The sequence below is a fragment of the Xenorhabdus bovienii genome, from assembly GCF_024721015.1.
GTDB classification, from domain to species: Bacteria; Pseudomonadota; Gammaproteobacteria; order Enterobacterales; family Enterobacteriaceae; genus Xenorhabdus; species Xenorhabdus bovienii.
This window is the reverse complement of record NZ_JANAIF010000003.1, coordinates 112,814-138,274: the sequence shown is the minus strand read 5'-3', so window position 1 is coordinate 138,274 and position 25,461 is coordinate 112,814. Positions and strand designations below refer to the sequence as shown.

Sequence of the window (25,461 nt, the reverse complement as noted above, 5' to 3'; positions counted from 1 at the left end):
CACTCAAATATCTCGCCAAAATCTACCAAAACATGGTTTTGATTTATTAGCGCTAATTTGTGGGGATCCCTCAGCGCCAAAGCGGGTTAAATTATATTTAAATTAATTTTTTAGAATCGGTAACCAACACCAATCATCCATGTGCCCACTTTGACTTCACCAAGTTTTGAATATTCATATGATGCGTCAATCGCTATATTAGGGATCGGGTTAATCTGTAAGCCAGCAGCATAGGCGAGTTCAGTTTTATTTTCGCTGTGTGAAGATCCATTTATCTTGTTTTTGGCTTCCACTTTACCATGACCCGAGCCAACTAAGCCGTAAGCACTCACATATTCATTGATGCGATACGCAGGGCCCGCTGTCAATGAGTAATAATCTAAATCAACAGTACCCGTTTTGTGTCCACCGTAATAATATTCATACCCTTGATGAGTATATGCTAACGAACCAATCACACTCCAATTATTATCAAATTCATAGCGATATTTGATATTAAAACCTTTTGGGTTTTCTTTTAATTTATCACCCCCAGACTTAACATGGCTCTGCGCATATCCTGCCGAAATAGTGCTTTCACCAGCCGCACAAGCTCCCATTGACACAATAGACATTCCTGCGGCAACTAATGATGCCAAAACTAATTTTTTCATAATTAAATCCTTAGGTAATAAAAAAGCAAAGGCAGCATTATAGAGAAAAGGCGGATATAGAAAACCTTTTTTTATCTTTTTGTGCTTTCTGAAATTCGACCTAAATCACTGAGGACATTTCTGAAATTTACAGATAGTGGGTTTATCACTTTCTCAGTAACGCAGAACCGGGGAAACCGCCGAACGGCAATTGCGCCGCCTCACCATGTCGGGCTTTACAATCACTCATCAGTCCACCGCAAGAATCTCGTGATGGGTCATGGGTCGGATTTCCGTCTTCGTCAAAATAACGATCACCCATGTAGTTGCATGGGGATTTTCGATATAAGCCACGCATACACCACGTACACAGACTATGAATCTGACGGGTCGGAATTCGTATCCCTTGCAGGTCAGCCGGAGAAGACAAGGCAAAATGAATCTCTGTATTGTCTTCATGTGTCTTACTATCAATATAGTAGACGTCTATTTTCTCTTGCGTGGGATCGGCTTCGGGGTTGCCTTCGGGAAAATTACGGGCATCCAGATAATGCGCAAAGGTCATATGGACAGTCACACGAGCCTACGCCATATTCTGATATGCCAGACACATGGCGCTGATAGTGCCGTCAATATTGGCCACACTGAGTGTCGGTGAGGCTGCACTGCCATCACTGCTGACCCCCAGTCCTTCAATTTTGACAGGCCACGGTTTATACTCCTGACCTTGCCACCAGATAGATTTCATCGGTAACTGATCAGAGTTTTCCAGTTCATCTTCTGTGTAGGGGATAGGGTGATTATGAAAATACAGCTCTGGCCCACCAAAGGCCGAGCCATCGACCGAAAACAATAGAATCTTGCTCCCCGGCTCAAGACGCTGGAGAGTGGCATTGATTGTCATAGATAAACCTTCTACGGATGATAAACGCGGGTGAACGTGACGGATAAAGTGAAATAAGCCCCGTTGGCCTGTATATTGAATTTTCCGGCCTGATACAGTCCCAGCTCAGATAACGGATTGCGCCAAATGAACAACCCCGCCGCAAGCAGCGGGGTATCAAAACCAATAGCCAACTACAGGGTAGTTCGCCCCAAGGGGCGGGGAATATAACCCTCAGAGATTAAAAAATACATGACTATAAATGACTATTAATGAAGATCAATGACTAATGGCAGCCATTTTTGATATGGATGGTCTGCTTATTGATTCAGAGCCTTACTGGGAGCAAGGAGAAGAAACTGTATTTGGTGAATTGGGACTGGACTTATCTTTGGCGAATAAATTGCCTGATACACTGGGATTACGCATCGATAAGGTGGTTGAACTATGGTATCAGGTATCACCTTGGCAAGGCACCTCAAAAAAGGAAGTTGAACAGCGCATCATCAACCATGTCATCCGGTTAGTCAAAGAAAACCGTCCCCTGCTTCCCGGCGGCGAATACGCTTTAAACCTCTGCCATAAACATGGCCTTAAAGTCGGTCTGGCTTCTGCATCCCTCCATAATATGCTCGAGCAAGTACTTGAATTGTTTAACTTGAGACATTATTTCAATGTTGTAGTTTCTGCTGCAAACTTACCATACAGTAAACCACATCCTGAAGTGTATTTGCAGACAGCTAGCCAACTTGAGAGGTTAACCCTATTAATTGCCTTACACTGGAAGATTCCTTCAACGGTATGGTAGCAACCAAAGCAGCAAGAATGCGCTCTATTGTGATTCCTGCCTTCCACCATTTTGATGACCCCCGCTGGTCATTGGCTGATATTAAGTTAAATTCACTGGAAGAGTTAACCATAGAAAACATTACTTGATAGTTGCTCTGCGCTGCCATTTTTTGATTTGTATTTTCCCTACACGGCAGCGCAAATATTCATCATAATGTACTTTATCTTAGCTGCTCTAGGTAAAAATCAATTAAATCTTAGTGTTATATATTAATAAATAACAGATTTATCTTATTTACCCCCTATCATACTTGTGAAAAACCCTCTATACTGCCCCACTGTATGTATAAACAGCAATCAGTATAAATAATCAATATAAATCGTTATGACAGCAGAAGGGCATCTCCTCTTTTCAGTTGCCAGCCTCGTATTGGCTCACCAGCTAGAAATTACACCAGAAATAGCACAGGGAGACTGGCTTCATATGCTTCCTGGGGTACTTCTGGCCTCATTGTTACCTGATATTGATCATCCCAGTTCAACGTTAGGTAGATTATTCCGTTTTATATCAATTCCTATTGCACGACTATGCGGGCATCGTGGATTTACTCACAGCTTACTAGCTCTGGTGGTAGGAATTATTCTCTTCCAGGCTGAAATACCGTCTGGTTGGCCCATTCCAACTGACGTTTTTCATGCAATGATTGTGGGTTATATCAGCCATCTGATTGCTGATATGCTTACACCCGCAGGCATTCCACTCTTATGGCCACTTAGAATACGTTTCTGTATCCCTATTCTTAGAGGAAAGGAGCGCAAAAAAGCGGAGCGATTTATTGCTGTGCTGGTAGTCGTCATTGCCATTCTCCTTCCACATCACATTGATTTTTCGTTTATCTACCACTATTTTGATAAATTACAAATCGATAAGTTGCAAATTGACAAGTTACAGAACCTATATAAGTAGCAGATTAAATATATCCTTATCAGTTCGTGACCCCATTTCCTCAATGGGGTCATTCTCCAAAACATAAATAATTTTTGTTTCTTGCACTTAAATCACTATGTGTAACTCCGCAAATTATATCGTCAATCAGCAAAAATCAGACGAAAATCAAATGTAATAACATAAGGCCATATAACCAATTGCACTAGATAGTAAAAAATCATTATATTTAATTCCATTTAATTATAAGTAAGACTTTTCTTATGCTGATACCATGTTTTCTTATCTATTAAATGGTATAACGTTCCGTTATAACCTAGCGCGATTAAATACCATACAAAAAAAATCATATAGTTAGAAACTTTGGAGGCTAGGGATGAATTTACCACTCGTCATTAATGTACTGGTTTTTGTAGCACTACTTATAATATTAGCAAAAGCGAGCTCAAATAAATGGAGCCTGTCCAAAAAAGTTGTTGTTGCCCTAGTCGTGGGTGTTGTTTTTGGGCTGGCATTGAACATCATTTATGGTGCACACAATGTCATCGTGAAAGAATCAATTAAATGGTTCAATATCGTCGGCAATGGCTACGTGCAGTTACTGCAAATGGTCATTATGCCATTAGTCTTCGCTTCTATTCTGAGTGCAGTCGCACGTTTACATAAAGCGTCTGCTTTAGGGAAAATCAGTTTCCTGACAATTGGAACCTTGTTGTTCACCACTGCAATTTCGGCTTTAATCGGCATCATTATCGCCAATGTGTTTGGTCTGACTGCTGCAGGATTAATTCAAGGCACACAAGAAACGGCGCGCCTGTCTGCTATTGAAACAAATTATATCGGCAAAGTTGCAGATCTGGGTGTGCCACAGCTTATCCTCTCTTTTATTCCTAAAAATCCATTTGCTGACCTTACTGGAGCAAGCCCTACCTCAATTATCGGTGTTGTGATTTTTGCCGCGTTTCTGGGTATCGCTGCATTACAAATGCTTAAAGATGACCATGAACGTGGTGAGCGAGCTCTTATTGCCATTGATACCCTGCAAGCATGGGCAATGAAACTAGTCAGGCTGGTTATGCGCCTAACACCATACGGCGTTATGGCTCTGATGACTAAAGTCGTTGCCAGCTCCAACATTCACGATATCGCACAATTGGGCAATTTTGTCGTTGCTTCCTATATTGCCCTTGGTTTGATGTTTGTCGTACATGGAGGGCTTTTGGCACTTACTGGCATCAACCCGATCAAATTCTTCAAAAAAGCCGGGGCGGCTCTGACGTTTGCATTTACCAGCCGTTCAAGTGCTGCCAGTATTCCGTTGAATGTTGAAACACAAACCCGTCGCCTTGGTGTACCAGAATCCATTGCCAGTTTTTCTGCCTCTTTTGGTGCGACTATCGGTCAAAATGGCTGTGCCGGTATTTATCCAGCTATGTTAGCGGTAATGGTTGCCCCAACCGTCGGTATTGACCCTTTCGATCCCCTGTGGATTGCGACTCTCGTCGGTATTGTGACAATCAGCTCTGCAGGTGTCGCTGGTGTTGGTGGTGGTGCAACATTCGCAGCACTGATTGTTTTACCTGCTATGGGGCTACCCGTGACTTTAGTCGCACTGCTGATTTCTGTTGAACCTATTATCGATATGGGCCGCACGGCATTAAACGTCAATGGTGCAATGACAGCTGGCACAATCACTAGTCAATTGATGGGTAAAACTAACAAGGAAATATTAGAGCAAGATGAAGAGGTAGGATTAAGTCAGTCCTAATCTGCATCAGATAAAATCCCGTCCCCTTTGTATCTCAATAAAACCAAATTTTGCTCAAAAGAGCGATAAAAAAGCCGGAATTCATAATAAATCCCGGCTTTATGTTTACTGAATATTTACTTCAGGCCATAACAGAGCAAATCACTATGGCATTACTTTATATATTCACCACTGCGAAGGGCTTCAATACGCTTATCTAATGGGGGATGAGATAAGAACAATTCACTGAAGCTCTTAGACTTACCATTAATACAGAATGCCATAATACGATCCTCTTCTTGAGGCTCATAGCTGGTTTTAAGACGTTGCAACGCAGCAATCATTTTTTCACGCCCAACCAGTTTCGCTGATCCTGCATCTGCGTGAAATTCACGGTAACGGGAGAACCGCATGGTAATAATGCTTGCCAGAATACCGAATACAATCTCCAGCACCATTGAAAGCACCATATAAACAATTGGATTACCGTTGCTGCTACTTTCATTCTCATTATCATTGCTAGACAGAAAACTTGATGCCGCCTGTGCAATGATACGCGAGATAAAAATAACGAATGTGTTCACAATTCCTTGCAACAACGTCATCGTTACCATGTCACCATTAGCGATATGGCTGATCTCATGAGCAATAACAGCTTCCGCTTCATCACGACTCATATTGTTCAGCAACCCAGTACTGACAGCAACTAACGAAGCGTTACGACGTGCACCTGTCGCAAATGCGTTAATATCAGGAGCATTGTAAATAGCTACCTGTGGCATGGTAATACCAACCTGATCTGACTGACGGCGAACAGTTTCCATCAGCCACAATTCCATTTCATTGGAAGGTTTTTCAATGACCTGACCACCAACAGAACGCAATGCCATCCATTTCGACATTAACAGAGAAATGAACGCACCACCAAAACCAAACAAACCAGCCATAATCATGAGGCCAGCTACACTACTTCGCTGAACTCCTGTGAGTGAAAGTATTATCCCAAACACCACCATGACCGCGAGGTTAGTGAGAAGGAACAAGGCTATTCGCATCATATAAATTTGTTTCCTTTAATTATCAAATAGTTCAACTAAGAGCTAAACCATAAATATGGGGATTCAGACCATATTATTCAATTTTTTTAAGATGTTAAGCGATAGAATCAACATAACTTTACAGTGTTACAAAAAAGGCCGACTACCAAGTCGGCCTTTTATCTGTAACGAACTTTACAATCACTTCGTCAGAGTTATTTCGGCTGGTTGATGTGCCAAATCTAGAGCAATTTGTACCGATTCATCTAAGTAGGGATCTGGCCCTTTGTAATCTTTCGGTAAATCATCAAGTGACTTGAGCGGCTTTTTACCCTCTCGTTTAAAGCGCTCATTAATACGATTCAACTTGATTGATTCATACTCCTTATTCTCTTTCTCTCTCTGCGCATAATTCAGAGAGTAAACGCCATTACGAGCTTTTATTAATTTGTAATAAGCAATATCTTGCTTGATATATTTAAACTCAGGAGCATTGGCAATACGCTGGTTATGCAATTGAGTCAGTAACGGCACCGACGCTGAAATAACCTTTGAGAAGGGATAAGATGCTGGCTGAATACTATCCCACGGTAACGCATTGTCTTCTTGGCTTTCGCCTATATCAGCAGGCTCTTCCGCTGTTGGCATAAGGATATCAGGAGTTACACCTTTAAGCTGAGTACTGCCACCATTCACCCGATAAAATTTCTGAACAGTATATTGCACTGAACCAATCTCTGGCCAGTCAGGTTTTAACATCTGATCATAAATACGATTTAGAGAACGGTGATTCTGAACGGTGCCTTTACCAAAAGTAGGATCACCAACAATTAAGCCTCGGCCGTAATCTTGCATAACAGCAGCAAAAATTTCAGATGCTGAAGCACTCCTGCCATCAACTAAAACGACTAGAGGACCTTTATAATATATTGCTTCATCAGTATCCGAGTCTTGTTTTATTCTACCGGTATTATCCCGGATCTGAACAATCGGACCAGTAGAAATAAACAAACCAGACAGCGATACAGCTTCAGTTAACGCTCCACCACCATTGGATCGTAAATCAATGACAATTGAGGAAACGCCCTGTTTGGTCAATTTTTGCAGCTGTATTTTCACGTCGTTAGTCAGGCCAACATAGAAACTCGGTATATCAAGGACGCCAATTTTTTCTTTTCCTACCGTTTTCACTGACATCTTAACTGCATTATCTTCAAGGCGAATATTCTCACGAGTTAACGTGACGATATGATTTTTAGCCCCTTTCGTGCTGGGTATGATTTCAAGGCGAACTTTACTTCCTTTCGGCCCTTTTATCAGAGTCACAACATCTTCCAGACGCCATCCGACAACATCTACGATTGGCTTCCCGGCTTGCCCGACCCCAATAATTTTGTCCCCATCTTTCAGTAAACTGCTCTTCGCTGCGGGGCCTCCCCCAACCAGTGAACGAATAGCGATATATTCATCATCATATTGTAAGACAGCGCCAATTCCTTCAAGAGAAAGGCTCATTTCTGAATTGAATTGCTCTGTATTGCTAGGTGAAAGATAGCTAGTATGAGGGTCTATTTCACGCGCAAAAGCCATCATGATAATTTGAAAAACGTCCTCACTCTTACTTTGATTAAGACGTTTTAGATGAGTTCGATAACGTTTGGTAAGTATTTCCTTGATTTCTTTATCATCTTTACCAGACAGTTTGAGATTTATCCAATCAGATTTAATCTTGGCATCCCAGAGTTTATTTAATTCCTCAACGCTGGTCGACCACGGAGCCTTAGTACGTTCGGTTTCAAACGTATCATTGCCATCTAAATTAACAGGCTGTTCCAAGCGAGAAAGAACATATTGATAGCGTTCGAAACGGCGCTTCTGCATCAAGTTAAACAGAGCATAAGGCAGCCTTAAATCACCATTTTCAAGCGCTTTACCTAAAAGCCCTTTCTGTTCAGCAAACTGGGCAATATCTGATGCAAGAAAAACATTATGGCCATAATCTAATGCGTTCAGGTAGCGATCAAAGACTTTCCCTGAAAAAGCAACATCCAGATAAAAATGGCGGTAGTGAGAACGCAAAAAGCGAGAAACAATCCGCTTACTCACGGTTGAATGTTGTTGTTCCGGTTTTAAATCTGGCAATTGACTGAGGGCAATAACAGGCGCATTGTTCCCATTAATGGTACTGCTACCGATGACATTAGCAGTATTTGCATACCCTATACCAGAAAATGATAGACCTAAAACGAAAGCCAAATTAATGAGTTTGTTCATGCCCAAGTTGGCCTCCGTATCAGAACTTTAAGTGTTCTGCGCGTACAATCATTGCCAGACCAGTAGGTAATTGCACTCTTACACCATCTTTTGCAATTTCGAGCACAGAAGCATCCATTAAACTTTTACCTACATTTACTTTGATTGTCTGCCCGACTTTCAAAGAGGATACGTCTGTGACTGAGGTTAACTCAGGTTGTGAAATTCTTGGTTGTGCAATTTTTCTTGTAACGTTATCTGCTGGTTTACGTGACTGTTGCAGACGATTTTGCGAACTAGATGAACGTTTTTCACCATCACCTGATGCTTGACGACGAGGTGCCGCCTTTTTATTCACAGGATGTTCGCTTTTTTTGTCAGATGCGTTTTCGGTTTCACGTTTCTTGGCACGTTGTTCAGCCCGTTGAGCCTGTACTCGCGCTTTCGCTTCTGCCAGTTGCTGACGCGCATGTTCAATGTGCTCCACTTCCAGCTCACCACACGCATTACCATCAAGGTCAACACGCTGGGCACCTTCTTTAACACCATAAAGGTAGCGCCAACTGGATGTATACAAGCGCAAAGCAGAACGAAGCTGTGTTTTACTTAAACATTCTTCACCCTGAATACGTTCAACGATATCCTGAAAGATCCCGATCTTTAAAGGACGTGCTTCACCTTCTGCTGCGAAACAGAGCGGAAAGCGCTCCGCCAAGAAAGCAATGACTTCTTTACTACTATTCAACTTAGGTTCAGTTTCCATGAAATTTCCTGATTACAACGGTTTTGCCAACCAGCGCAGGCATGAACAGGCGACATTATAATAGCCTTACTGATAAATGCCACGTTATACGTATGTTAAGTTACGTTCTGTTGTAGATATTTTGGCACGACGCATTGCCCCAAATGCTTACAAAGCCTGATAACAAGCGCTTTCAAGCCATGTTCATCATTTTCATCAAACCGTTCAAAAACAGTGCTGTCGATATCCAATACGCCAATAATTTGCCCATTAATTTCCAAAGGAAGGACAATTTCAGCATTACTGGCGGCATCACAAGCTATATGACCGGGAAAAGCATGTACATCAGAAATACGCTGAATGCTATTTTTTGCCACAGCAGTTCCACATACCCCTTTTCCTATAGGAATACGAACACAAGCGATCTTACCTTGAAATGGCCCTAAAACTAGAGTATTACCATCCACCAAATAAAAGCCGACCCAATTAACATCATCCAAACGATCACTTAACAATGCACTTGTATTGGCAAGAGAAGCGATTAAATCATATTCACCTGACAATAGAGCCATCAAGCTATCTGATAGCTCCTGATAAAATTTATGCTTATCCATACGCCCCTATTATAACGACCAAATTAATTAACGTTATTAAGACAAAATATTAACATCAAAGTTACTGCCCTGCTATCTATAAACTATTTTGAACAATAGTCTGTCATCATGGCAGGCATCCTTCTAGAATACCGTTTGTATCCCTGAATTAGAATTTTCTTTAATTATTTTTACCAATATTCACTTATAAAATTCGGGTAAATATCACAATTTATATTAAAAACTCGCCTGACTTGCAGTCAGATCCGTGTCCTTGTTCATATTATTATAATAAAACACCTTATCAATATACTGAAGGTTGTTTGATTTCTATTCACTTAATATATATCAGGAGAAAAAACAATTTATTGAAAAAAGTAAAATTTCCGGCGCCATATGGTAAAAAAAACAAAAAAAAGGCCGAGTATACTCCTCTACTCGGCCTATGGAAAATGGCTCTATCAAAGAGCCTTGCGCTAAAAACTACCATTGAGACGTAGAACAACCTACCACTTAAAGCGTAGTTGACATGCAATGATTTACCAAGTTTCGTCTCTCACAGACTGTGACTAGGTTGCTCTTCACACTAGCAGTGTCAACTTATAGTTATTTTTTGTCGCGTGTATTGTCACATAAAGCTAATGCCGCTTTTTGGAATGGTTCAATACTCATTTTTTGATTGGAATGCTCAGGATCATCTAAAAGGATCTTATTTAACGATGTAGCAATGATTTTATTGGATTCCATAAGCTGTGTTGCACGATCATTCAACGGGTACTGCATTAATGTACTGGGGTTAATCACAAATAGCGCCCCATCCGAGCGGCAATCAAGCATAACTTCTTCACGGGTAAAGGCCCATTGTTTCCCAAACTGCAATTTGCTGACAGTTTGTATTGGTGCGGCAATGCTCTGAAAAGAGAAAAACAAAAAAGCTAAAACCCAATATACTCGTTTCATTATAATTCCTCTGATAGACATATGCGCCTGATTCTACCGATCACTTTCGTGTTTATATAGCCAAATCAACATTTATCACTCAGGAATCATACGGGCGGTTCCGTTGCAAAGATGGCTATGCATAACAGTACAGATGTTCCCAGAATAATCTCCAACCAGCTATTCATGGTCAACCATTCATAGCGCCTTTTCTGATTTAACCTGGGTACCAGAATATAACGATTGATCAGCGCCAAAAGCACCATGCCAGCAACCAAGGCAATTTTCAACCACAGCATTGATTGATACTCAGAAATGGTGGTACTGAAAACTGGCCAGTCTGGGATTAAAATAATGCTGCTCACAATACCCGTGATGATCACCATAAAAACGGCAAAATGCCCATAATTCGAAAATTTCCGCATTGCAGCTACACTTTCACCAGATAGCTTGTCTACTATATAACCGCTATATGTACCATCACGATATAAGTTAGAATTCAATGTATTCTTCAGCCTTAAGAATTGCAAACACAGCAAAAAAGGCCACAGGCCACCAAACCAATAACCAGCACTTAGTAAATGAACAATCTGGTTAGCCTGAAGTAACAACCCGATATTCCCCTCATGCATTGCAGCATGACCAATGAAAGCATGACTTGACAGCAAAATAACAGAGCAGCCCAACAATAAGAAATTTCTAGTTTTAGTATGAACAAAGAACAAACACGCAACAGCAAGTGCTGCAACCAATAGCTGCCATTTCCACACTTGACCAAAGGCCGTTCCCAGCACGGCTAGCCAAATATCGAACTGATAAACATCATGCCAGCCATCCCCCATTAATCCTGTCTGTATGATAAACCAGACTATTGAGGTTATTAAGGCCAGCACAGTGCTGATTGAAACTCCGACTCTTAACCGTTCTTTCATCAGTACCGAAAAACGGCCTGAAGCAAGCATGGTAGTAAACAAGCTAAGGCCAAACATCAGCATGACTACCACAAAATGAAAGAAACGGCAGAGTACGTATAATGCCTCAAGCGAAATCATTATTTTACGGTAAAGTTATAAGCGCCTTTTGTTTTATGGCCATCGACAGAGAGCACGCTCCAGTCGACGCTATATTCTCCTGCTGCAAGTTTATCTTCAATTGGCAGAATTAATTTGGTCTTAGTGTCAGGATCAAGCTCTAGCTTACCCGTTTTGACGGTTTTCTTTTCTGGGCCAATCAGTTTTACTTTACTGAACCCAAGCTCAATACGCTCTGAAAAGCTCAAAGTTATAGCTTGTGGAGCGGCTTCAACCGTTGTGTTTTCTGCTGGCGTCTGGTCTTTCAAATGCGCATGAGCCAAAGCCTGTTGACAAGACATTCCGACAAATAGAACGGCCAGAGCAGATAATTTAGCCCAGAATGAACGGATGCTAAGAATGGACATAATAGATAACCCTTTAATATACAGGTGAATTTTCATACCTAAATAGGGATTCTATATCAAAAAACAGGTTTAATCTGTGATAATCTGCGGCCAAAGTCATGGCCTGTGAACCACTACGCAAAAATGAGGACAAAAATGAAAAGAACCGTAATTCCTGCCACAAAAACAAACGAAAAAGCGGAAATTACGGTAAAAAAGCCAGATGAGCTTATTTTGCTTATCTATCAGGCATGTGCTGGTACAGACAACCCTTTCAGATCTTTATCCAGCAAGAACAGTGACTTGCCACTTTCACCTACCATACCCAATTTATCCAGAATGGATTTGAACAGTTTTTCTTCTTCATGTTGTTCAGCAACATACCACTGTAGAAAGTTAAAAGTAGAGTAATCCTGTGTCATCATCGCTACATGAGCCAGCTTGTTGATCTCTTCTGTGATCAGTTTTTCATGCTCATAGGTCTGATTAAATACATCAGAGATGGAGTTAAATTCAACTGGAGGAGCCTGAACAGCACCGAGAACAGGCATTGCTCCCGTGTCACCCAAATAATCAAACAGGCGCTGCATGTGCTGCATTTCTTCCTGTGAATGAGCTCTCAGAAATGCCGCCGCGCCTTCATATCCTTTGTCACTGCACCATGCACTCATTTGCAAATATAGGTTGGCAGAATAAAACTCCAGATTTAATTGCTCATTTAATTTCTTAACCATTTCTTGTTTTAACATCAACCCATACTCCTAGTAACTTATTAAAGTTCGCATATTATGCCTATTAAAACTCAATAAAACAAAAATAAAACAAAAATATTTAATCAATTGATAATTAAGCATTTATTTAAAATAAATAATAAGAATAAATCTCATTAAATATAAGAAAATAAAAATCACTTTTATTTAACTAAATATCTAATTAAAAAAATAAACAGCTAATAAAAATGATAATTGATATTATTAATGTTTAGCTGGTTATTTTTACCACAATTAAACAACTTGCTAAATAAAGAGGACTCGATTAATTTTATCCCGTAAAAATGAATGTTATTTTTTAGAGAGGATATGATGGTTCATAACTTAGCCAAGTTATCTAAAGATGAAATGGATAAGGTCAATGTTGATTTAGCTGCATCAGGAGTTGCATTTAAAGAACGCTATAACATGCCTGTCATTCCTGACACGGTTGAACAATCTCAACCACAGCACCTGCGAGAATATTTCCGGCAGAGATTAAATCATTACCGCCAGCAATCAAGGTATTTTTCACGCTTACCTTATGAACCCAGAAGCCGTTAGGGATGGGACAAAGAAGATAACCACCCACTTAAGTGGTGGTTATCTCAGCTATTTTCCAGCAAACTTATCAGTCGCCTTGATCAACTGGTGTAAAATGCCTGCTTCGTCAAAGGAATGACCAGCACCTTCTACAATATGCAACTCCGCTTCTGGCCATGCTTTTGCCAGATCCCATGCGTTCTGTAACTGGCACACCATATCATAACGTCCATGAATAATCGCCGCAGGAACATGCCTGATAAGATAAATATGGTCCAATAACTGCTGTGTATTATCCATAAAACCGTTATTGACGAAGTAGTGATTTTCAATACGAGCAAGTGCCAGGGCAAATTTATCTTCTGAGAATGAATTTGCATTTTCAGAAGGCAATAATGTTACAGTTTCACCTTCCCAAAGGCTCCATAAACGGGCAGCTTCCAACTGTACTTCTGGATCATCACTCGTCAAGCGCTTACGGTAAGCATCCATTACATCTTCGCGTTCTTCCTCAGAAAGGATAGATATCATGCGTTCCCATTTATCTGGGAAAAACCGGGAAGCACCGTCCTGATAATACCAATGCAATTCTTGGGTACGAAGTAAAAAAATACCCCTTAACACCAGCTCTGATACACGGCTCGGATGTTTCTGAGCATAAGCCAGAGACAAAGTTGTCCCCCATGAACCGCCAAAAACCAGCCAGCTATCAACCCCCATCAAATTACGCAGACGCTCAATATCATCAATCAAGTGCCATGTGGTATTATTTTCAAGACTGGCATGGGGTTTGGAGCGCCCACAACCACGTTGATCAAACAACATGACATGATAGCACTCAGGGTCAAATAACTGTCGATGATAATTTGCGATCCCTCCACCAGGGCCTCCATGAATGAATACCGCAGGTTTACCTTTTGGATTGCCGCACAGTTCCCAGTAAACCTGATGTCCATCTCCGGTATCCAGATATCCCGTTTGGTACGCGTCATAAGCCGGATAGAGTTTTCGTAGTTCCGCCATAAAGACCTCTCACTGGTTAAATAAAACGAGATACACTCCCAGTATCCCGAATACATTTAAAGTTATCATGACAAGCTATTTACTTTACCTCACTATAATTGATTGTATCTTTTTGACAATCAATTGTGACATTGTAACTTTTGTCTCTTTGGGAGCCACGAACAATAAGCGGAACCTGTAACGCATTTCTATCGCCAGTCATATCATTGACATTTACCCATGCAATGGGTTTTGAAGTTCCTAATTGTTTCCTGTCTTTATCCCAGTGATGAATACGATTTTGTAAGAAATCTTGCTTGACCTGTGCTGCTATTTGGTCTTTGGTTAAGTTTTTGCAAGAAACAAACTTCGCCACGTGATCATTTTCAGCGGCTGACGCAGTAGTCAATGAAACGGAAAGCAGAATGCCTGTTCCCAATAACCCAATACGATGAATAAATTGGTTTGCCTTCATATTACCTCCTATTACCACCCAAATAATATGGATTAAATGTTGGGGTAAACTAACATGTAATAGAAAGTAATTATGTGAGTTTTGTTAAAAATGCGTTGCGGTTATTTTTCGTCATCCTCAAATAAAACATGGATCTGCTCCTTGCCCTGATGTTTCTCCCTCAACTCTTGAGCAACAATAGCAATAGCTTCCCCACTGCTCATACCTTCTGAAATGAACTGATGGATCCTTTCTACTGCAACTTGCTGTTCTTCATGGGATAATGCCGGCATACCTGAAAACATGACCATAACCTCAAATATACGTTCACAATTAATGACAAGCGGGATTATATACCCAATAGGTTTTAATAGACGCTTTTATCTCAAGTCAAGGGTGAGATTCTGTGATAATCTCCACTAGTTAATAAGTTATTTTTTCGAATTACCCAACGCCAACACTGGTTACATCATGAAGATTGCATTACAAAAACGACTGTTACCTTATTCTCCTGATCTTGCCACCCGATATTTTGCCCCTCTCTCAGTATCACCTTGGGCAATGTTGTTACATTCTGGAACGGCTGAACACCCCCATAACCGATTTGATATTTTAGTTGCCGAACCAGTAACAACGCTTATCACACGGGGAGAATCAACAGAAATAAACTGTAATGGTGAAGTTTCTCTCTCTCAGGAAGATCCATTCTTGTTGTTGAAGAAGCATCTGCATATTCGCAATATTGCTCTGCAATTCGATCCTGATTATCCTTTTCAGGGGGGGGCATTAGGTTTATGGGGATACGATCTTGGCCGCAAGATTGAAAAATTACCCTCTATTGCTGCCAATGAACTGGATTTTCCGGATATGGCCGTTGGGATTTACGACTGGGCTCTGATCATCGATCATCACCGACAGAAAGCAACATTACTGGGTTATCACAATCTCGATAATCGTCTGGCATGGCTAGAATCGCAGCAAAAAAACCGGGAAACAAATTTCTCCCTGAGCAGTCAATGGCAATCCAATATGACTGCGCAGCAATATCACGAAAAAATTGCCCAGATTCATCGCTATCTGCGTGATGGAGACTGCTATCAAGTCAATCTGTCGCAGCGCTTTCATGCCAGCTATCAAGGTGATGAGTGGCAGGCCTTCACCCAACTCAATGATAGTAATCGCGCTCCCTTTTCTGCTTTTATCCGTTTGCCTGAAAACTGCATTATCAGCGTTTCGCCTGAACGTTTTTTATTACTGGAAGATAAGCAAATCCAAACGCGCCCAATTAAGGGAACATTGCCACGATTGCAAGATCCGGAAGAAGATTATTTACAAGCCAAAAAATTGGCCAACTCCCGCAAAGATCGCGCTGAAAATCTGATGATTGTTGACTTATTGAGAAATGACATCGGACGGGTAGCAACACCAGGCTCTGTCAAGGTTCCTGAATTGTTTGTCGTTGAGCCCTTTCCCGCTGTATACCATCTGGTTAGTACCATTACAGCAACATTACCTGATGAATATCAGGCCACCGATTTACTCCGAGCTTGTTTTCCAGGTGGTTCAATCACTGGCGCACCCAAAATTCGTGCTATGGAAATCATTGAAGAGTTGGAACCTCATCGTCGGCATGGATATTGCGGTGCTATTGGCTATATTAGTTTCTGCGGTACAATGGACAGCAATATCACCATACGTACCTTACTGACAGAAAAGGGAAAAATTTACTGTTGGGCAGGTGGTGGTATCGTCGCAGATAGCATTGCTGAAAAAGAGTATCAGGAAACATTTGATAAACTGGGGCGCATCTTACCTCAATTAGGGGAACTCCATATACCATGACATCGCTTTCTGACTTCATTCATCGGTTTCAATTGCAACTTCCTGCGCAGCCAGCAGATTTGGCGAACAACCAGCGAAATGCTGCTGTATTGCTGCCGATTATCTGTAAGCCAGAGCCAACACTTTTATTGACCCAGCGCGCTAAAAACCTGCGTTCACATGCCGGCCAGATCGCTTTTCCTGGTGGAGCCGCCGATCCCGAAGATCATTCTCTGATTGCCACCGCTTTGCGTGAAGCAGAAGAAGAAGTCAGCATTCCACATCACAAAGTACAAGTATTGGGGCAGCTAGCCCCCTTAGACAGCAGTGGGGGCTATCGTGTTACTCCCGTTGTCGGGTTAGTCTCTCCCTCTCTTTCTTTTCGGACAAATCCAACAGAAGTGGCAAGAATTTTTGAAATTCCACTTTTTGATGCTCTCTCTCTTCCCCACTACCAACATTTAGATATAAAAAGCCGCAAGCGACAGCACCGAGTCTATTTTTATTGGTATCGTGAACAAATGATTTGGGGATTAACTGCGGCTATTATTTATCGGCTGGCACAACAAGTTCAAAGATCGGTCTAACAATAATCGCAAAGCATCACCAAAATGTGCGTTTCTTAGCCACATTCATATCAATTGCTATTATAATTAAAAAAAAACTGTAAACTCCTTTATCAACGCTACTAAATAACAGTAAAGTAGCGCGCTTTAATATAAATAACTATATCTCTTTCTTCTTAAAGGAGTCTGGCGTGATTAGCGTTTTCGACATGTTTAAGGTGGGTATTGGCCCATCCAGCTCTCATACTGTTGGTCCTATGAAAGCAGGAAAACAATTTGTCGATGATCTTGTAAACCAAGGAGTAATGTCCTCTATCACGCGTGTAGCTGTTGATGTTTACGGCTCACTTTCATTAACTGGGAAAGGTCACCATACGGATATCGCCATCATCATGGGGCTGGCAGGTAACATGCCCGCGACTGTTGATATTGATTCAATTCCTGGTTTTATTCGTGATGTTGAGCAAACTCAACGTTTGCCGCTGGCAAATGGTTTACATGAAGTCGATTTTCCTCGTGACGGAGGTATGAACTTCCGCAACGATAATCTGTCACTACATGAAAACGGTATGCAGGTTCATGCATTCGCAGGTGACGAAAAAATTTACAGCAAAACTTACTACTCCATCGGTGGTGGGTTTATTGTTGATGAAGAACATTTCGGCAAACCCTCTCAAGATACCAAACCGGTTTCTTATCCATTCAGCTCTGCTGCTGACCTGCTGATGAACTGCAGCAAAACAGGTCTGTCTGTTTCTGGCTTGATGATGAAAAACGAGCTGGATTTGCATAGTAGAGAAGAAATTGGCGAATACTTTGCCGATGTATGGAATACCATGCAAGCCTGTATTGACCGTGGTCTGAACACGGAAGGCCTATTGCCAGGCCCACTGCGAGTGCCTCGCCGTGCCGCAGCTCTGCACCGTATGCTGACATCATCAAATAATTTCTCCAATGACCCAATGAACGTGGTTGATTTGATCAATATGTTTGCATTGGCGGTCAATGAAGAAAATGCGGCGGGTGGCCGAGTTGTCACAGCACCAACCAATGGTGCATGTGGGATCGTGCCAGCGGTACTGGCTTATTACAACCACTGCATCGAGCCAGTTACGCCAGATCTTTATATCCGCTATTTCCTTGCCTCTGGTGCAATCGGCATCCTGTATAAGATGAACGCGTCTATTTCTGGTGCAGAAGTAGGCTGTCAGGGCGAAGTTGGGGTTGCCTGTTCAATGGCAGCGGCAGGTCTTGCTGAATTATTGGGTGCGAGCCCTGAGCAAGTTTGCATTGCAGCAGAAATTGGTATGGAGCATAACCTCGGTCTGACTTGTGACCCGGTTGCTGGGCAGGTGCAGGTTCCATGTATCGAACGTAATGCGATTGCTTCAGTCAAAGCCATCAATGCATCTCGCATGGCACTTCGCCGTACCAGCGAACCCCGTGTTTCGCTAGATAAAGTCATTGAAACTATGTACGAAACAGGTAAAGACATGAACGCGAAATACCGTGAAACATCACGCGGTGGTTTGGCGATTAAAGTTCAGTGTGACTAATCACAGATGCCGTTCATCAACACCCTGATGAGCGGTATTTATTATCCACTATTAGTATATACGCCTTATCTAGAAAAATATCCCTGCCATGTGGCAGGGATATTTTTTGGCTGAAACGGATCACTTAAGTACATTATTTTCTCTTCCCCCCCTAAAACATCACATTTTTTTTATACAAACATTAATAAAATGTTACCGGAAACAGTTCAATAAACCATTAAAATGAGAAAATAAAGAATAAAAAATCACAATAAAATGAAAATTAAAACGAAAATCTTGTTTTCATCTCTCAAAACAGTCCATCTTAATTTTTCTGACTGATAGCAATTTTCTTAAATGCTTCAAATGATAATCTAACGATATATTTTCTTATGTAACAAAATATAAAACCATGAGAAATGAAATATTTGAGATAGATTCTCAATAGGACATGATGTTTGCAACTATCATATTAATTAATAGGAGGCGCAATACATTAGAAATATTGAGAGTAAGCTTGCAGTAGACCTGAGTTCAATTGCTACAGAAAGGGGAAAAACAAGTGAGTATAGCCATTATGATTGGCACACATGGGGCTGCGGCAGAGCAACTGCTTCATACCGCAGAGATGTTGATTGGAGAACAGGAAAACGTTTCTTATATTGACTTCGTACCCGGTGAAAATGCCGATACATTGTTCGACAAATACAACCAGAAACTGGAATCACTTAATACAGAGCAAGGTGTCTTATTTTTCGTGGATACCTGGGGTGGTAGCCCATTCAATGCAGCCAACCGTATCGTGGTTGACAAAAGCAACTACGAAATTGTCACTGGCGTAAACGTCCCCATGCTGGTTGAAGCCTTCATGTGCCGCGACGATGATCCATCAATGGAAGAGCTGGTTTCTGTGGCACTGGAAACAGGAAGAGAAGGTATCCGCGCCCTTAAAACAGAACAAGCTGAAGAAACCCAAAAACCTGAACCAGTCAAACCCGCAGCACCAACCATTGCTCCCGCTTCATCACCTACCGTTTCTGGTGGCGGGCACATGAAAATTGCCCTTGCGCGCATCGATGACCGCCTTATTCATGGTCAAGTTGCAACTCGCTGGACAAAAGAAACCAATGTTAAACGCATCATTGTGGTCAGCGATGATGTGGCACAAGATACCATCCGCTCCACTTTGCTGAAGCAAGTTGCGCCTCCTGGCGTCAGCGCTCATGTGATAGACGTTGCTAAATGCGTTCGTGTTTACAACAACCCTAAATATGCGGGTGAGCGTGTCATGCTGCTATTCACAAACCCTACAGATGTACTGCGTATTGTCGAAGGCGGTGTTTCACTTGAATCTATCAATATCGGTGGCATGGCTTTCCGTCAGGGCAAGACTCAGATCAATAACGCCATTTCGGTTGATAGCGCTGACATTGAAGCTTTCGAGAAATTAAATTCCCGCGGTATAGAACTTGAAGCTCGTAAAGTTTCCAGTGATACCCGCTTGAATATGATTGATCTACTTAAAAAAGCTTAAAAAACAAAAGACAGATGCTATTTTACTCACCATTACTCAATAACGAAATTCTAACCAAATTCCATTTGGTTACAGGAGAAAAACAATGGAAATTACCGTTGTTCAACTTTTGTTGATATTCATCGTTGCCTGTATTGCAGGCATGGATTCTATTCTTGATGAATTTCAATTCCACCGTCCGCTGGTTGCCTGTACATTAGTCGGCTTAGTACTGGGTGATATGAAAACCGGCATCATCATCGGCGGTACACTCGAGATGATTGCTCTTGGCTGGATGAATATCGGTGCGGCAGTCGCCCCCGATGCAGCATTAGCCTCCATCATTTCAACCATTCTGGTTATCGCTGGCGGGCAAGACGTTGGTGCAGGTATCGCACTGGCTATTCCTCTGGCTGCGGCAGGACAAGTATTGACCATTATCGTCCGTACTCTGACCGTTGGCTTCCAGCACGCGGCGGACAAAGCCGCAGAAAATGGTAATCTCCGTGCAATCAGCGCCCTTCACATCTCTGCGTTAATGCTTCAGGCAATGCGTATCGCTCTGCCTGCACTGGTCGTGGCATTGTCAGTCGGTACGTCTGAAGTTCAGAGCATGCTGAACGCGATTCCACAAGTTGTGACCAGCGGCCTGAATATCGCAGGGGGCATGATCGTCGTTGTCGGTTACGCAATGGTGATTAATATGATGCGCGCTGGCTACTTGATGCCCTTCTTCTACCTCGGTTTCGTCACAGCGGCCTTTACTGATTTTAACCTTGTTGCATTGGGTGTGATTGGCGTTGTTATGGCTATCCTGTATATCCAACTTAGCCCTAAATATAACCAATCACAGACAGCCGCTTCTGCAGGCAATACTTCAAATGACCTTGATAACGAATTAGATTAAGAGGATGAACAACATGTCAGATACAACAAACATAGGTCAGAAAAAACTGACACAAAGTGATATCCGTGGTGTTTTTCTCCGCTCTAATCTATGTCAGGGTTCATGGAACTTTGAACGTATGCAGGCATTGGGTTTTTGCTTCTCAATGGTGCCAGTCATTCGTCGCCTCTATCCTGAAAATACTGAGGAACGAAAACAAGCCATAAAACGCCATCTGGAATTCTTCAACACCCATCCTTATGTGGCAGCACCTATCCTTGGCGTCACCATGGCGATGGAAGAACAGCGCGCCAATGGTGCCGATATTGATAACGGTGCCATCAACGGGATCAAAGTCGGCTTAATGGGGCCACTGGCTGGCGTGGGCGACCCGATTTTCTGGGGAACCGTGCGTCCAGTCTTCGCCGCCCTTGGTGCCGGAATTGCTATGAGCGGTAGCATGATGGGGCCAATTCTATTTTTCTTCCTATTTAACTTAGTACGATTACTCACCCGTTACCTTGGCGTGGCTTATGGCTATAAAAAAGGCTTAGATATCGTTAAAGATATGGGCGGCGGCTTCTTACAAAAAATGACGGAGGGGGCATCAATTCTTGGCCTGTTTGTCATGGGCGCGCTAGTCAATAAGTGGACTAAAGTGAATATTCCGCTGGTAGTTTCTGAAGTACCCGATCCTACCACTGGCGTAATAAAAGTCACTACCGTTCAAACTATTCTTGACCAATTAATGCCTGGTTTGATGCCGCTATTGCTGACCTTCGGCTGCATGTGGCTGCTGCGGAAAAAAGTAAACCCACTGTGGATCATCATGGGCTTTTTCGTTCTAGGGATCGTAGGCTTCCGTTTTGGTTTCCTCGGTTAAGTTTGATTTCTCTGCATTATTTGCGTATTTGGGGAGGTTTTTCCTCCCCTATTTCTTTATTGTAAAAACAAATATGTTATAAATAACCCATTAGCTATATAAAAAATAGGGAATTCAAATGAGCTTGAATGATATCATATTAATGATTTTAATTTTATTAATGCTCGCTTTTGCGATTTATGATGAATTTATTATTAATCAGATCAAAGGTAAAACGCTATTAAATATAAAACTAAAAAGAAAACATCGGATCGACGCCTTAATATTTATCGTTCTGATTTCTATCGTCATTTATAATAATGTTATCGTACAGGGCAATCAGTTAACTACCCACTTACTGTTATTTATCATTTTGGTTACAATATATTTAGGTTATATTCGCTCGCCTAAACTTATTTTCAAAAAACAAGGATTTTATTACGCCAACCGTTTTTTTCAATATAAAAAGATAAACACAATGAATCTATCTGAAGACGGTATTTTAATGATAAGTTTTGAAAAAAATAATATATATATCGCTGTAAACAAACTGGATGATTTAGAGAAAATCTATCAATTCCTTGTCAACAACAGATAATATCATTCTTCATTAATACACATATTTTAAATGAGGCCAATAATTAATATTAGCTTCATTTTTCAATCAAGACAGATAATGATAAGCATTATCAATAATAACTTTTAATATATAACTAAATATTTTTTGCCTTTTATTTTAAATCTGGTATTGTCCTTTCCAGTCATTGGGGAGTAGCCTGTTCCAAAACATTTTTGGAAAATTCGTATCAACATACTCGTTTGCAACAAAACGTGGTACGAATGCCTGAAGAGCCTAATAAAAATAAGCTCTAAATCGGTTGGCAAGACCATAGACACATGACACCACCATTGGTTGGGTGTGGGTTATGTGTATATGGAATCACCCAGCCGAGGCTATGTTGATGAATCTCTACGCAACACTCATTCTCGCATTCGCGCTATCCATGGATGCTTTCGCTGCCGCAGTAGGAAAAGGTGCCGTTCTTCACCGCCCACGTTTCCGTGAGGCGATCCGCACAGGTATTATCTTTGGTTTGGTTGAAGCCTGCACGCCTTTAATCGGTTGGTTTTTGGGACTTTATGCCAGCCAATATATTATGGAATGGGATCACTGGATTGCATTTTCACTGCTGTTCATGCTTGGCTGTCGGATGGTTATTGAAAGTTTGAAAAATAATGTTCAAACTACCGTTGAATCTACTCCTCGCCGTCATAGTTCAACGACATTAGTTATCACTGCAATTGCAACTAGTCTCGATGCTATGGTGATTGGTGTCGGTCTCGCTTTCTTACAGGTCGATATTTTGCATACCGCCATGACAATTGGAATAATAACCATGATTATGGCTACATTAGGAATGTTAATTGGGCGCTATATTGGACCATTATTAGGAAAACGGGCAGAATTGATTGGTGGTCTGATATTAATCATCATTGGGTTCAATATATTATTTGAGCATCTTAAATTATTTATGTATGCAGTATAGTTATCTCTCCGGAATAGATATCTTCCTATATCTATTCCGAATCAAACTATCATTATCAAATACGCCGATAAACTTTTAGCGTAAAATCAGCTTCACAATTAAATAGTTTTTCAGTCATCAAATTAGTTTTAACCTGTTCTGATGCCCGCCAGGCAAAAGGGGTCATCTGCAATAAATTATGAGCTTGCTCTCCATCCAATGACATTGCATAGGCCAGCATTTCTGTCGAAATTAATTCAAATCCCTCCCACTGTTCCTTGTTTTCAGGATGTAAATTCACTTCCTGATAAATCAATTCCTTCAGCTGATACAAATGACGTGGGCCAGGTGTAACCGTCAAAACAATGCCATGCGGTTTTACAACACGAGCTAATTCAGTCGCTTTGCAAGGAGCATAAATCCGCAGAATTCCGTCAAGCGAACCGTCAGCAAATGGCAGGCGGTGGCTGGATGCAACGCAGAAATTGACTTTTGGGTAGCGTTTAGCCCCATAACGAACCGCTATTTTCGCTACATCCAAACCATATACCGTTATATTCTGATGGAGATTCAACTGTGCCTGTACCGCAGCCGTATAATAGCCTTCACCACAACCAATATCCAATAACGTTCCGGCGCCTTCTGGCAAATACTTGTCAAGCAACTGAATAGTTTTCTGTTGTAATTCCTGATAGTAGCCAGAATGTAAAAACACCCTTCTCGCCTGCATCATTTCAACACTGTCACCCGGTTCTTTTGAGCGTTTATGTTGAACTGGCAGCAAATTAACATAGCCTTCTTTCGCACAATCAAACTGATGATTGTTTTCACAGCGCCATTGATGATGAGTGAACAATAATGGTGAATGACATAGAGGGCATTGATAAGACATAACATTCCGATGAATAGGGAAATTTAGAGGCTTACTATAGCATGTTTTTTATGGAACTGCGGGTGATACTGGATTGACTATTCCAAGTTCTAAATTTATTGTCTTTATTACATTTAACAAACATTGTGATTACAAAAATAATGATTATGCCATTTGACAACTTGGAAACCGAACGACTTCTATTAAGAAAATTAGCTTATGATGACGCCCCTCAAATTCAGCAAAAATTCCCTTATTGGGAGGTCGTGAAGTATTTAGACAGCAATGCAGTTCCTTGGCCATATCCGGATAACGGTGCAGAATACTTTGTCAATCACATTGCTATGCCTGAAATACAAACTGGAAAAGCATGGATATGGTCAATCAGGATGAAAAATAACCCTGATAAACTAATTGGTATGATTGGGTTATATGATAAACCGGATAACAACCGAGGTTTCTGGCTTTCTCCAGAATATCATGGCCGAGGATTGATGCGGGAAGCCAGCGAAAGAGTCACTGATTACTGGTTTAATGAGTTGGATCGAACCTTACTCAGAACACTGAAAGCCTGTATTAATGAAAATTCGAGAAAAATTTCATTAATACAGGGAATGCGTTTGATCAGCACCAATAAAAAGCAATATGTGTCAGGTAGATATGATTCTGAAATGTGGGAAATAACCAAAGATGAGTGGCGTAATAAGTATTCTCTTCCTTGACGTAAATTACCAATAAATACGTACAGCAATATTTATATAAAACAAGAGGCAATATAGCTTTTTTAGATAAGAGCATTTACAGATTAAATTTAACTTAAAAAAGAATAAAGTATAAATCTGATAAATTCTCAACACATAAAAATAATTTAATTATCATAATCTATTACCATTATATTATATGGCTTATGACAATAATGTAATAATTGCAATGTGTTGATTTGGCCTCAGATCCCGCTCGAAAACACGATTTACACATACAGTAATGAAAAAATCATGCTGTTGGCATACTCCATACTCTGTTGATTACTGCTCTATTAAAGTATGAGTCATAACTTCCGGCAATCAAATATCCGAAAAATTAAAATAGTCATTAAATATACTGGCTTGATTTAATGAGCAAGAAAAGAAAAAGACCCTGAAATCAGGGCCTTAT

26 protein-coding genes, 2 pseudogenes and 1 riboswitch are annotated in these 25,461 nt (G+C 41.1%); of the genes and pseudogenes, 13 read left to right on the top strand and 15 right to left on the bottom strand.

The features are described from left to right. Positions 1 to 110: 110 nt before the first annotated feature. The 3 genes and pseudogenes from NXS07_RS01905 to NXS07_RS01895 all read right to left on the bottom strand — a co-directional run bounded on the left by NXS07_RS01905 (position 111) and on the right by NXS07_RS01895 (position 1,709). A complete protein-coding gene (locus NXS07_RS01905) occupies positions 111 to 653 on the bottom strand; it encodes an Ail/Lom family outer membrane beta-barrel protein (RefSeq protein ID WP_038222440.1) in 543 nt (180 codons plus the stop codon). 145 nt (positions 654 to 798) lie between these two features. Then, positions 799 to 1,536: pseudogene (locus NXS07_RS01900) on the bottom strand (phage minor tail protein L). 11 nt (positions 1,537 to 1,547) lie between these two features. Beyond that, positions 1,548 to 1,709, bottom strand: a complete 162-nt coding sequence (locus NXS07_RS01895; protein WP_258086059.1) for a hypothetical protein — start codon at positions 1,707 to 1,709, stop codon at positions 1,548 to 1,550. A gap of 95 nt (positions 1,710 to 1,804) precedes the next feature. Between NXS07_RS01895 and hxpB the strand changes: the two are divergent. The 3 genes and pseudogenes from hxpB to NXS07_RS01880 all read left to right on the top strand — a co-directional run bounded on the left by hxpB (position 1,805) and on the right by NXS07_RS01880 (position 5,018). Further along, positions 1,805 to 2,451, top strand: a pseudogene (gene hxpB, locus NXS07_RS01890) (hexitol phosphatase HxpB). A gap of 238 nt (positions 2,452 to 2,689) precedes the next feature. Further along, entirely contained in the window at positions 2,690 to 3,271 is a 582-nt protein-coding gene (locus tag NXS07_RS01885) for a metal-dependent hydrolase (RefSeq protein ID WP_038206663.1), read from the top strand. Between the two features lie 355 nt (positions 3,272 to 3,626). After that, the gene (locus NXS07_RS01880) at positions 3,627 to 5,018 is read left to right on the top strand and encodes an L-cystine transporter (protein WP_038206660.1); all 1,392 of its coding nucleotides are present in this window, start codon (positions 3,627 to 3,629) and stop codon (positions 5,016 to 5,018) included. A 152-nt stretch (positions 5,019 to 5,170) separates the two neighbouring features. Here NXS07_RS01880 and htpX read toward each other — a convergent pair whose 3' ends face one another. The 8 genes from htpX to ftnA all read right to left on the bottom strand — a co-directional run bounded on the left by htpX (position 5,171) and on the right by ftnA (position 12,727). After that, positions 5,171 to 6,055 carry a protease HtpX gene (htpX, locus tag NXS07_RS01875; RefSeq protein WP_258086058.1) on the bottom strand — a complete coding sequence of 295 codons (885 nt, stop codon included), beginning with the start codon at positions 6,053 to 6,055 and terminating at the stop codon, positions 5,171 to 5,173. A gap of 180 nt (positions 6,056 to 6,235) precedes the next feature. After that, positions 6,236 to 8,308: a carboxy terminal-processing peptidase gene (gene prc / locus NXS07_RS01870; protein WP_258086057.1), complete on the bottom strand. Its 2,073-nt coding sequence runs from the start codon at positions 8,306 to 8,308 to the stop codon at positions 6,236 to 6,238. 19 nt (positions 8,309 to 8,327) lie between these two features. Further along, a complete protein-coding gene (gene proQ / locus NXS07_RS01865; protein ID WP_046336799.1) occupies positions 8,328 to 9,050 on the bottom strand; it encodes an RNA chaperone ProQ in 723 nt (240 codons plus the stop codon). 95 nt (positions 9,051 to 9,145) lie between these two features. Further along, positions 9,146 to 9,643 (bottom strand): free L-methionine (R)-S-oxide reductase MsrC, encoded by a 498-nt coding sequence (locus tag NXS07_RS01860; RefSeq protein ID WP_038212729.1) that lies wholly within the window; start codon positions 9,641 to 9,643, stop codon positions 9,146 to 9,148. A 585-nt stretch (positions 9,644 to 10,228) separates the two neighbouring features. Then, positions 10,229 to 10,582: a YebY family protein gene (locus NXS07_RS01855; protein ID WP_038206648.1), complete on the bottom strand. Its 354-nt coding sequence runs from the start codon at positions 10,580 to 10,582 to the stop codon at positions 10,229 to 10,231. Between the two features lie 86 nt (positions 10,583 to 10,668). Beyond that, positions 10,669 to 11,613 (bottom strand): copper homeostasis membrane protein CopD, encoded by a 945-nt coding sequence (gene copD / locus NXS07_RS01850; RefSeq protein WP_038206646.1) that lies wholly within the window; start codon positions 11,611 to 11,613, stop codon positions 10,669 to 10,671. Next, entirely contained in the window at positions 11,613 to 11,999 is a 387-nt protein-coding gene (gene copC, locus NXS07_RS01845) for a copper homeostasis periplasmic binding protein CopC (protein WP_038206644.1), read from the bottom strand. Before copC ends, copD begins: the two co-directional genes overlap by 1 nt. Positions 12,000 to 12,223: 224 nt before the next feature. Beyond that, on the bottom strand, positions 12,224 to 12,727 hold the full coding sequence (gene ftnA, locus NXS07_RS01840) for a non-heme ferritin (RefSeq protein ID WP_038196455.1): 504 nt from the start codon (positions 12,725 to 12,727) through the stop codon (positions 12,224 to 12,226). 333 nt (positions 12,728 to 13,060) lie between these two features. Here ftnA and NXS07_RS01835 point away from each other — a divergent pair, with 333 nt between their 5' ends. After that, positions 13,061 to 13,291 (top strand): DNA polymerase III subunit theta, encoded by a 231-nt coding sequence (locus tag NXS07_RS01835; RefSeq protein WP_038188777.1) that lies wholly within the window; start codon positions 13,061 to 13,063, stop codon positions 13,289 to 13,291. A gap of 48 nt (positions 13,292 to 13,339) precedes the next feature. On the opposite strand, the gene pip is transcribed toward NXS07_RS01835, so the two are convergent. From pip to NXS07_RS01820, 3 genes are all read right to left on the bottom strand, one after another. Then, positions 13,340 to 14,293 carry a prolyl aminopeptidase gene (gene pip, locus NXS07_RS01830; protein ID WP_038206640.1) on the bottom strand — a complete coding sequence of 318 codons (954 nt, stop codon included), beginning with the start codon at positions 14,291 to 14,293 and terminating at the stop codon, positions 13,340 to 13,342. A 79-nt stretch (positions 14,294 to 14,372) separates the two neighbouring features. After that, the gene (gene yebF, locus NXS07_RS01825) at positions 14,373 to 14,747 is read right to left on the bottom strand and encodes a protein YebF (RefSeq protein ID WP_038188771.1); all 375 of its coding nucleotides are present in this window, start codon (positions 14,745 to 14,747) and stop codon (positions 14,373 to 14,375) included. Between the two features lie 101 nt (positions 14,748 to 14,848). Then, positions 14,849 to 15,031, bottom strand: a complete 183-nt coding sequence (locus NXS07_RS01820; RefSeq protein WP_038188767.1) for a YoaH family protein — start codon at positions 15,029 to 15,031, stop codon at positions 14,849 to 14,851. 166 nt (positions 15,032 to 15,197) lie between these two features. On the opposite strand from NXS07_RS01820, the gene pabB reads away from it, so the two are divergent. From pabB to mntP, 8 genes are all read left to right on the top strand, one after another. Beyond that, the gene (gene pabB / locus NXS07_RS01815) at positions 15,198 to 16,568 is read left to right on the top strand and encodes an aminodeoxychorismate synthase component 1 (protein WP_038206637.1); all 1,371 of its coding nucleotides are present in this window, start codon (positions 15,198 to 15,200) and stop codon (positions 16,566 to 16,568) included. After that, positions 16,565 to 17,134: a CoA pyrophosphatase gene (locus tag NXS07_RS01810; protein WP_038206635.1), complete on the top strand. Its 570-nt coding sequence runs from the start codon at positions 16,565 to 16,567 to the stop codon at positions 17,132 to 17,134. The genes pabB and NXS07_RS01810 overlap by 4 nt, the downstream gene beginning before the upstream one ends. Positions 17,135 to 17,304: 170 nt before the next feature. Then, entirely contained in the window at positions 17,305 to 18,669 is a 1,365-nt protein-coding gene (locus NXS07_RS01805) for an L-serine ammonia-lyase (RefSeq protein ID WP_038206633.1), read from the top strand. A gap of 541 nt (positions 18,670 to 19,210) precedes the next feature. Then, positions 19,211 to 20,182 carry a PTS mannose transporter subunit IIAB gene (gene manX, locus NXS07_RS01800; RefSeq protein ID WP_038196440.1) on the top strand — a complete coding sequence of 324 codons (972 nt, stop codon included), beginning with the start codon at positions 19,211 to 19,213 and terminating at the stop codon, positions 20,180 to 20,182. Positions 20,183 to 20,267: 85 nt separating this feature from the next. Next, on the top strand, positions 20,268 to 21,068 hold the full coding sequence (locus tag NXS07_RS01795; protein WP_038206631.1) for a PTS mannose/fructose/sorbose transporter subunit IIC: 801 nt from the start codon (positions 20,268 to 20,270) through the stop codon (positions 21,066 to 21,068). A gap of 13 nt (positions 21,069 to 21,081) precedes the next feature. Beyond that, on the top strand, positions 21,082 to 21,930 hold the full coding sequence (locus NXS07_RS01790) for a PTS mannose transporter subunit IID (RefSeq protein WP_038206629.1): 849 nt from the start codon (positions 21,082 to 21,084) through the stop codon (positions 21,928 to 21,930). Positions 21,931 to 22,048: 118 nt separating this feature from the next. Next, positions 22,049 to 22,507, top strand: a complete 459-nt coding sequence (locus NXS07_RS01785) for a DUF986 family protein (protein ID WP_038206627.1) — start codon at positions 22,049 to 22,051, stop codon at positions 22,505 to 22,507. A 156-nt stretch (positions 22,508 to 22,663) separates the two neighbouring features. After that, a riboswitch (yybP-ykoY riboswitch) is annotated at positions 22,664 to 22,865 on the top strand. A 6-nt stretch (positions 22,866 to 22,871) separates the two neighbouring features. Then, positions 22,872 to 23,456: a manganese efflux pump MntP gene (gene mntP, locus NXS07_RS01780; RefSeq protein ID WP_238099600.1), complete on the top strand. Its 585-nt coding sequence runs from the start codon at positions 22,872 to 22,874 to the stop codon at positions 23,454 to 23,456. A 55-nt stretch (positions 23,457 to 23,511) separates the two neighbouring features. Here mntP and rlmA read toward each other — a convergent pair whose 3' ends face one another. Beyond that, entirely contained in the window at positions 23,512 to 24,327 is an 816-nt protein-coding gene (rlmA, locus tag NXS07_RS01775) for a 23S rRNA (guanine(745)-N(1))-methyltransferase (RefSeq protein ID WP_258086056.1), read from the bottom strand. A gap of 146 nt (positions 24,328 to 24,473) precedes the next feature. Here rlmA and NXS07_RS01770 point away from each other — a divergent pair, with 146 nt between their 5' ends. After that, positions 24,474 to 25,028, top strand: coding sequence for a GNAT family N-acetyltransferase (locus NXS07_RS01770; protein ID WP_438818358.1), 555 nt, complete (start codon positions 24,474 to 24,476; stop codon positions 25,026 to 25,028). Positions 25,029 to 25,461: the final 433 nt, after the last annotated feature.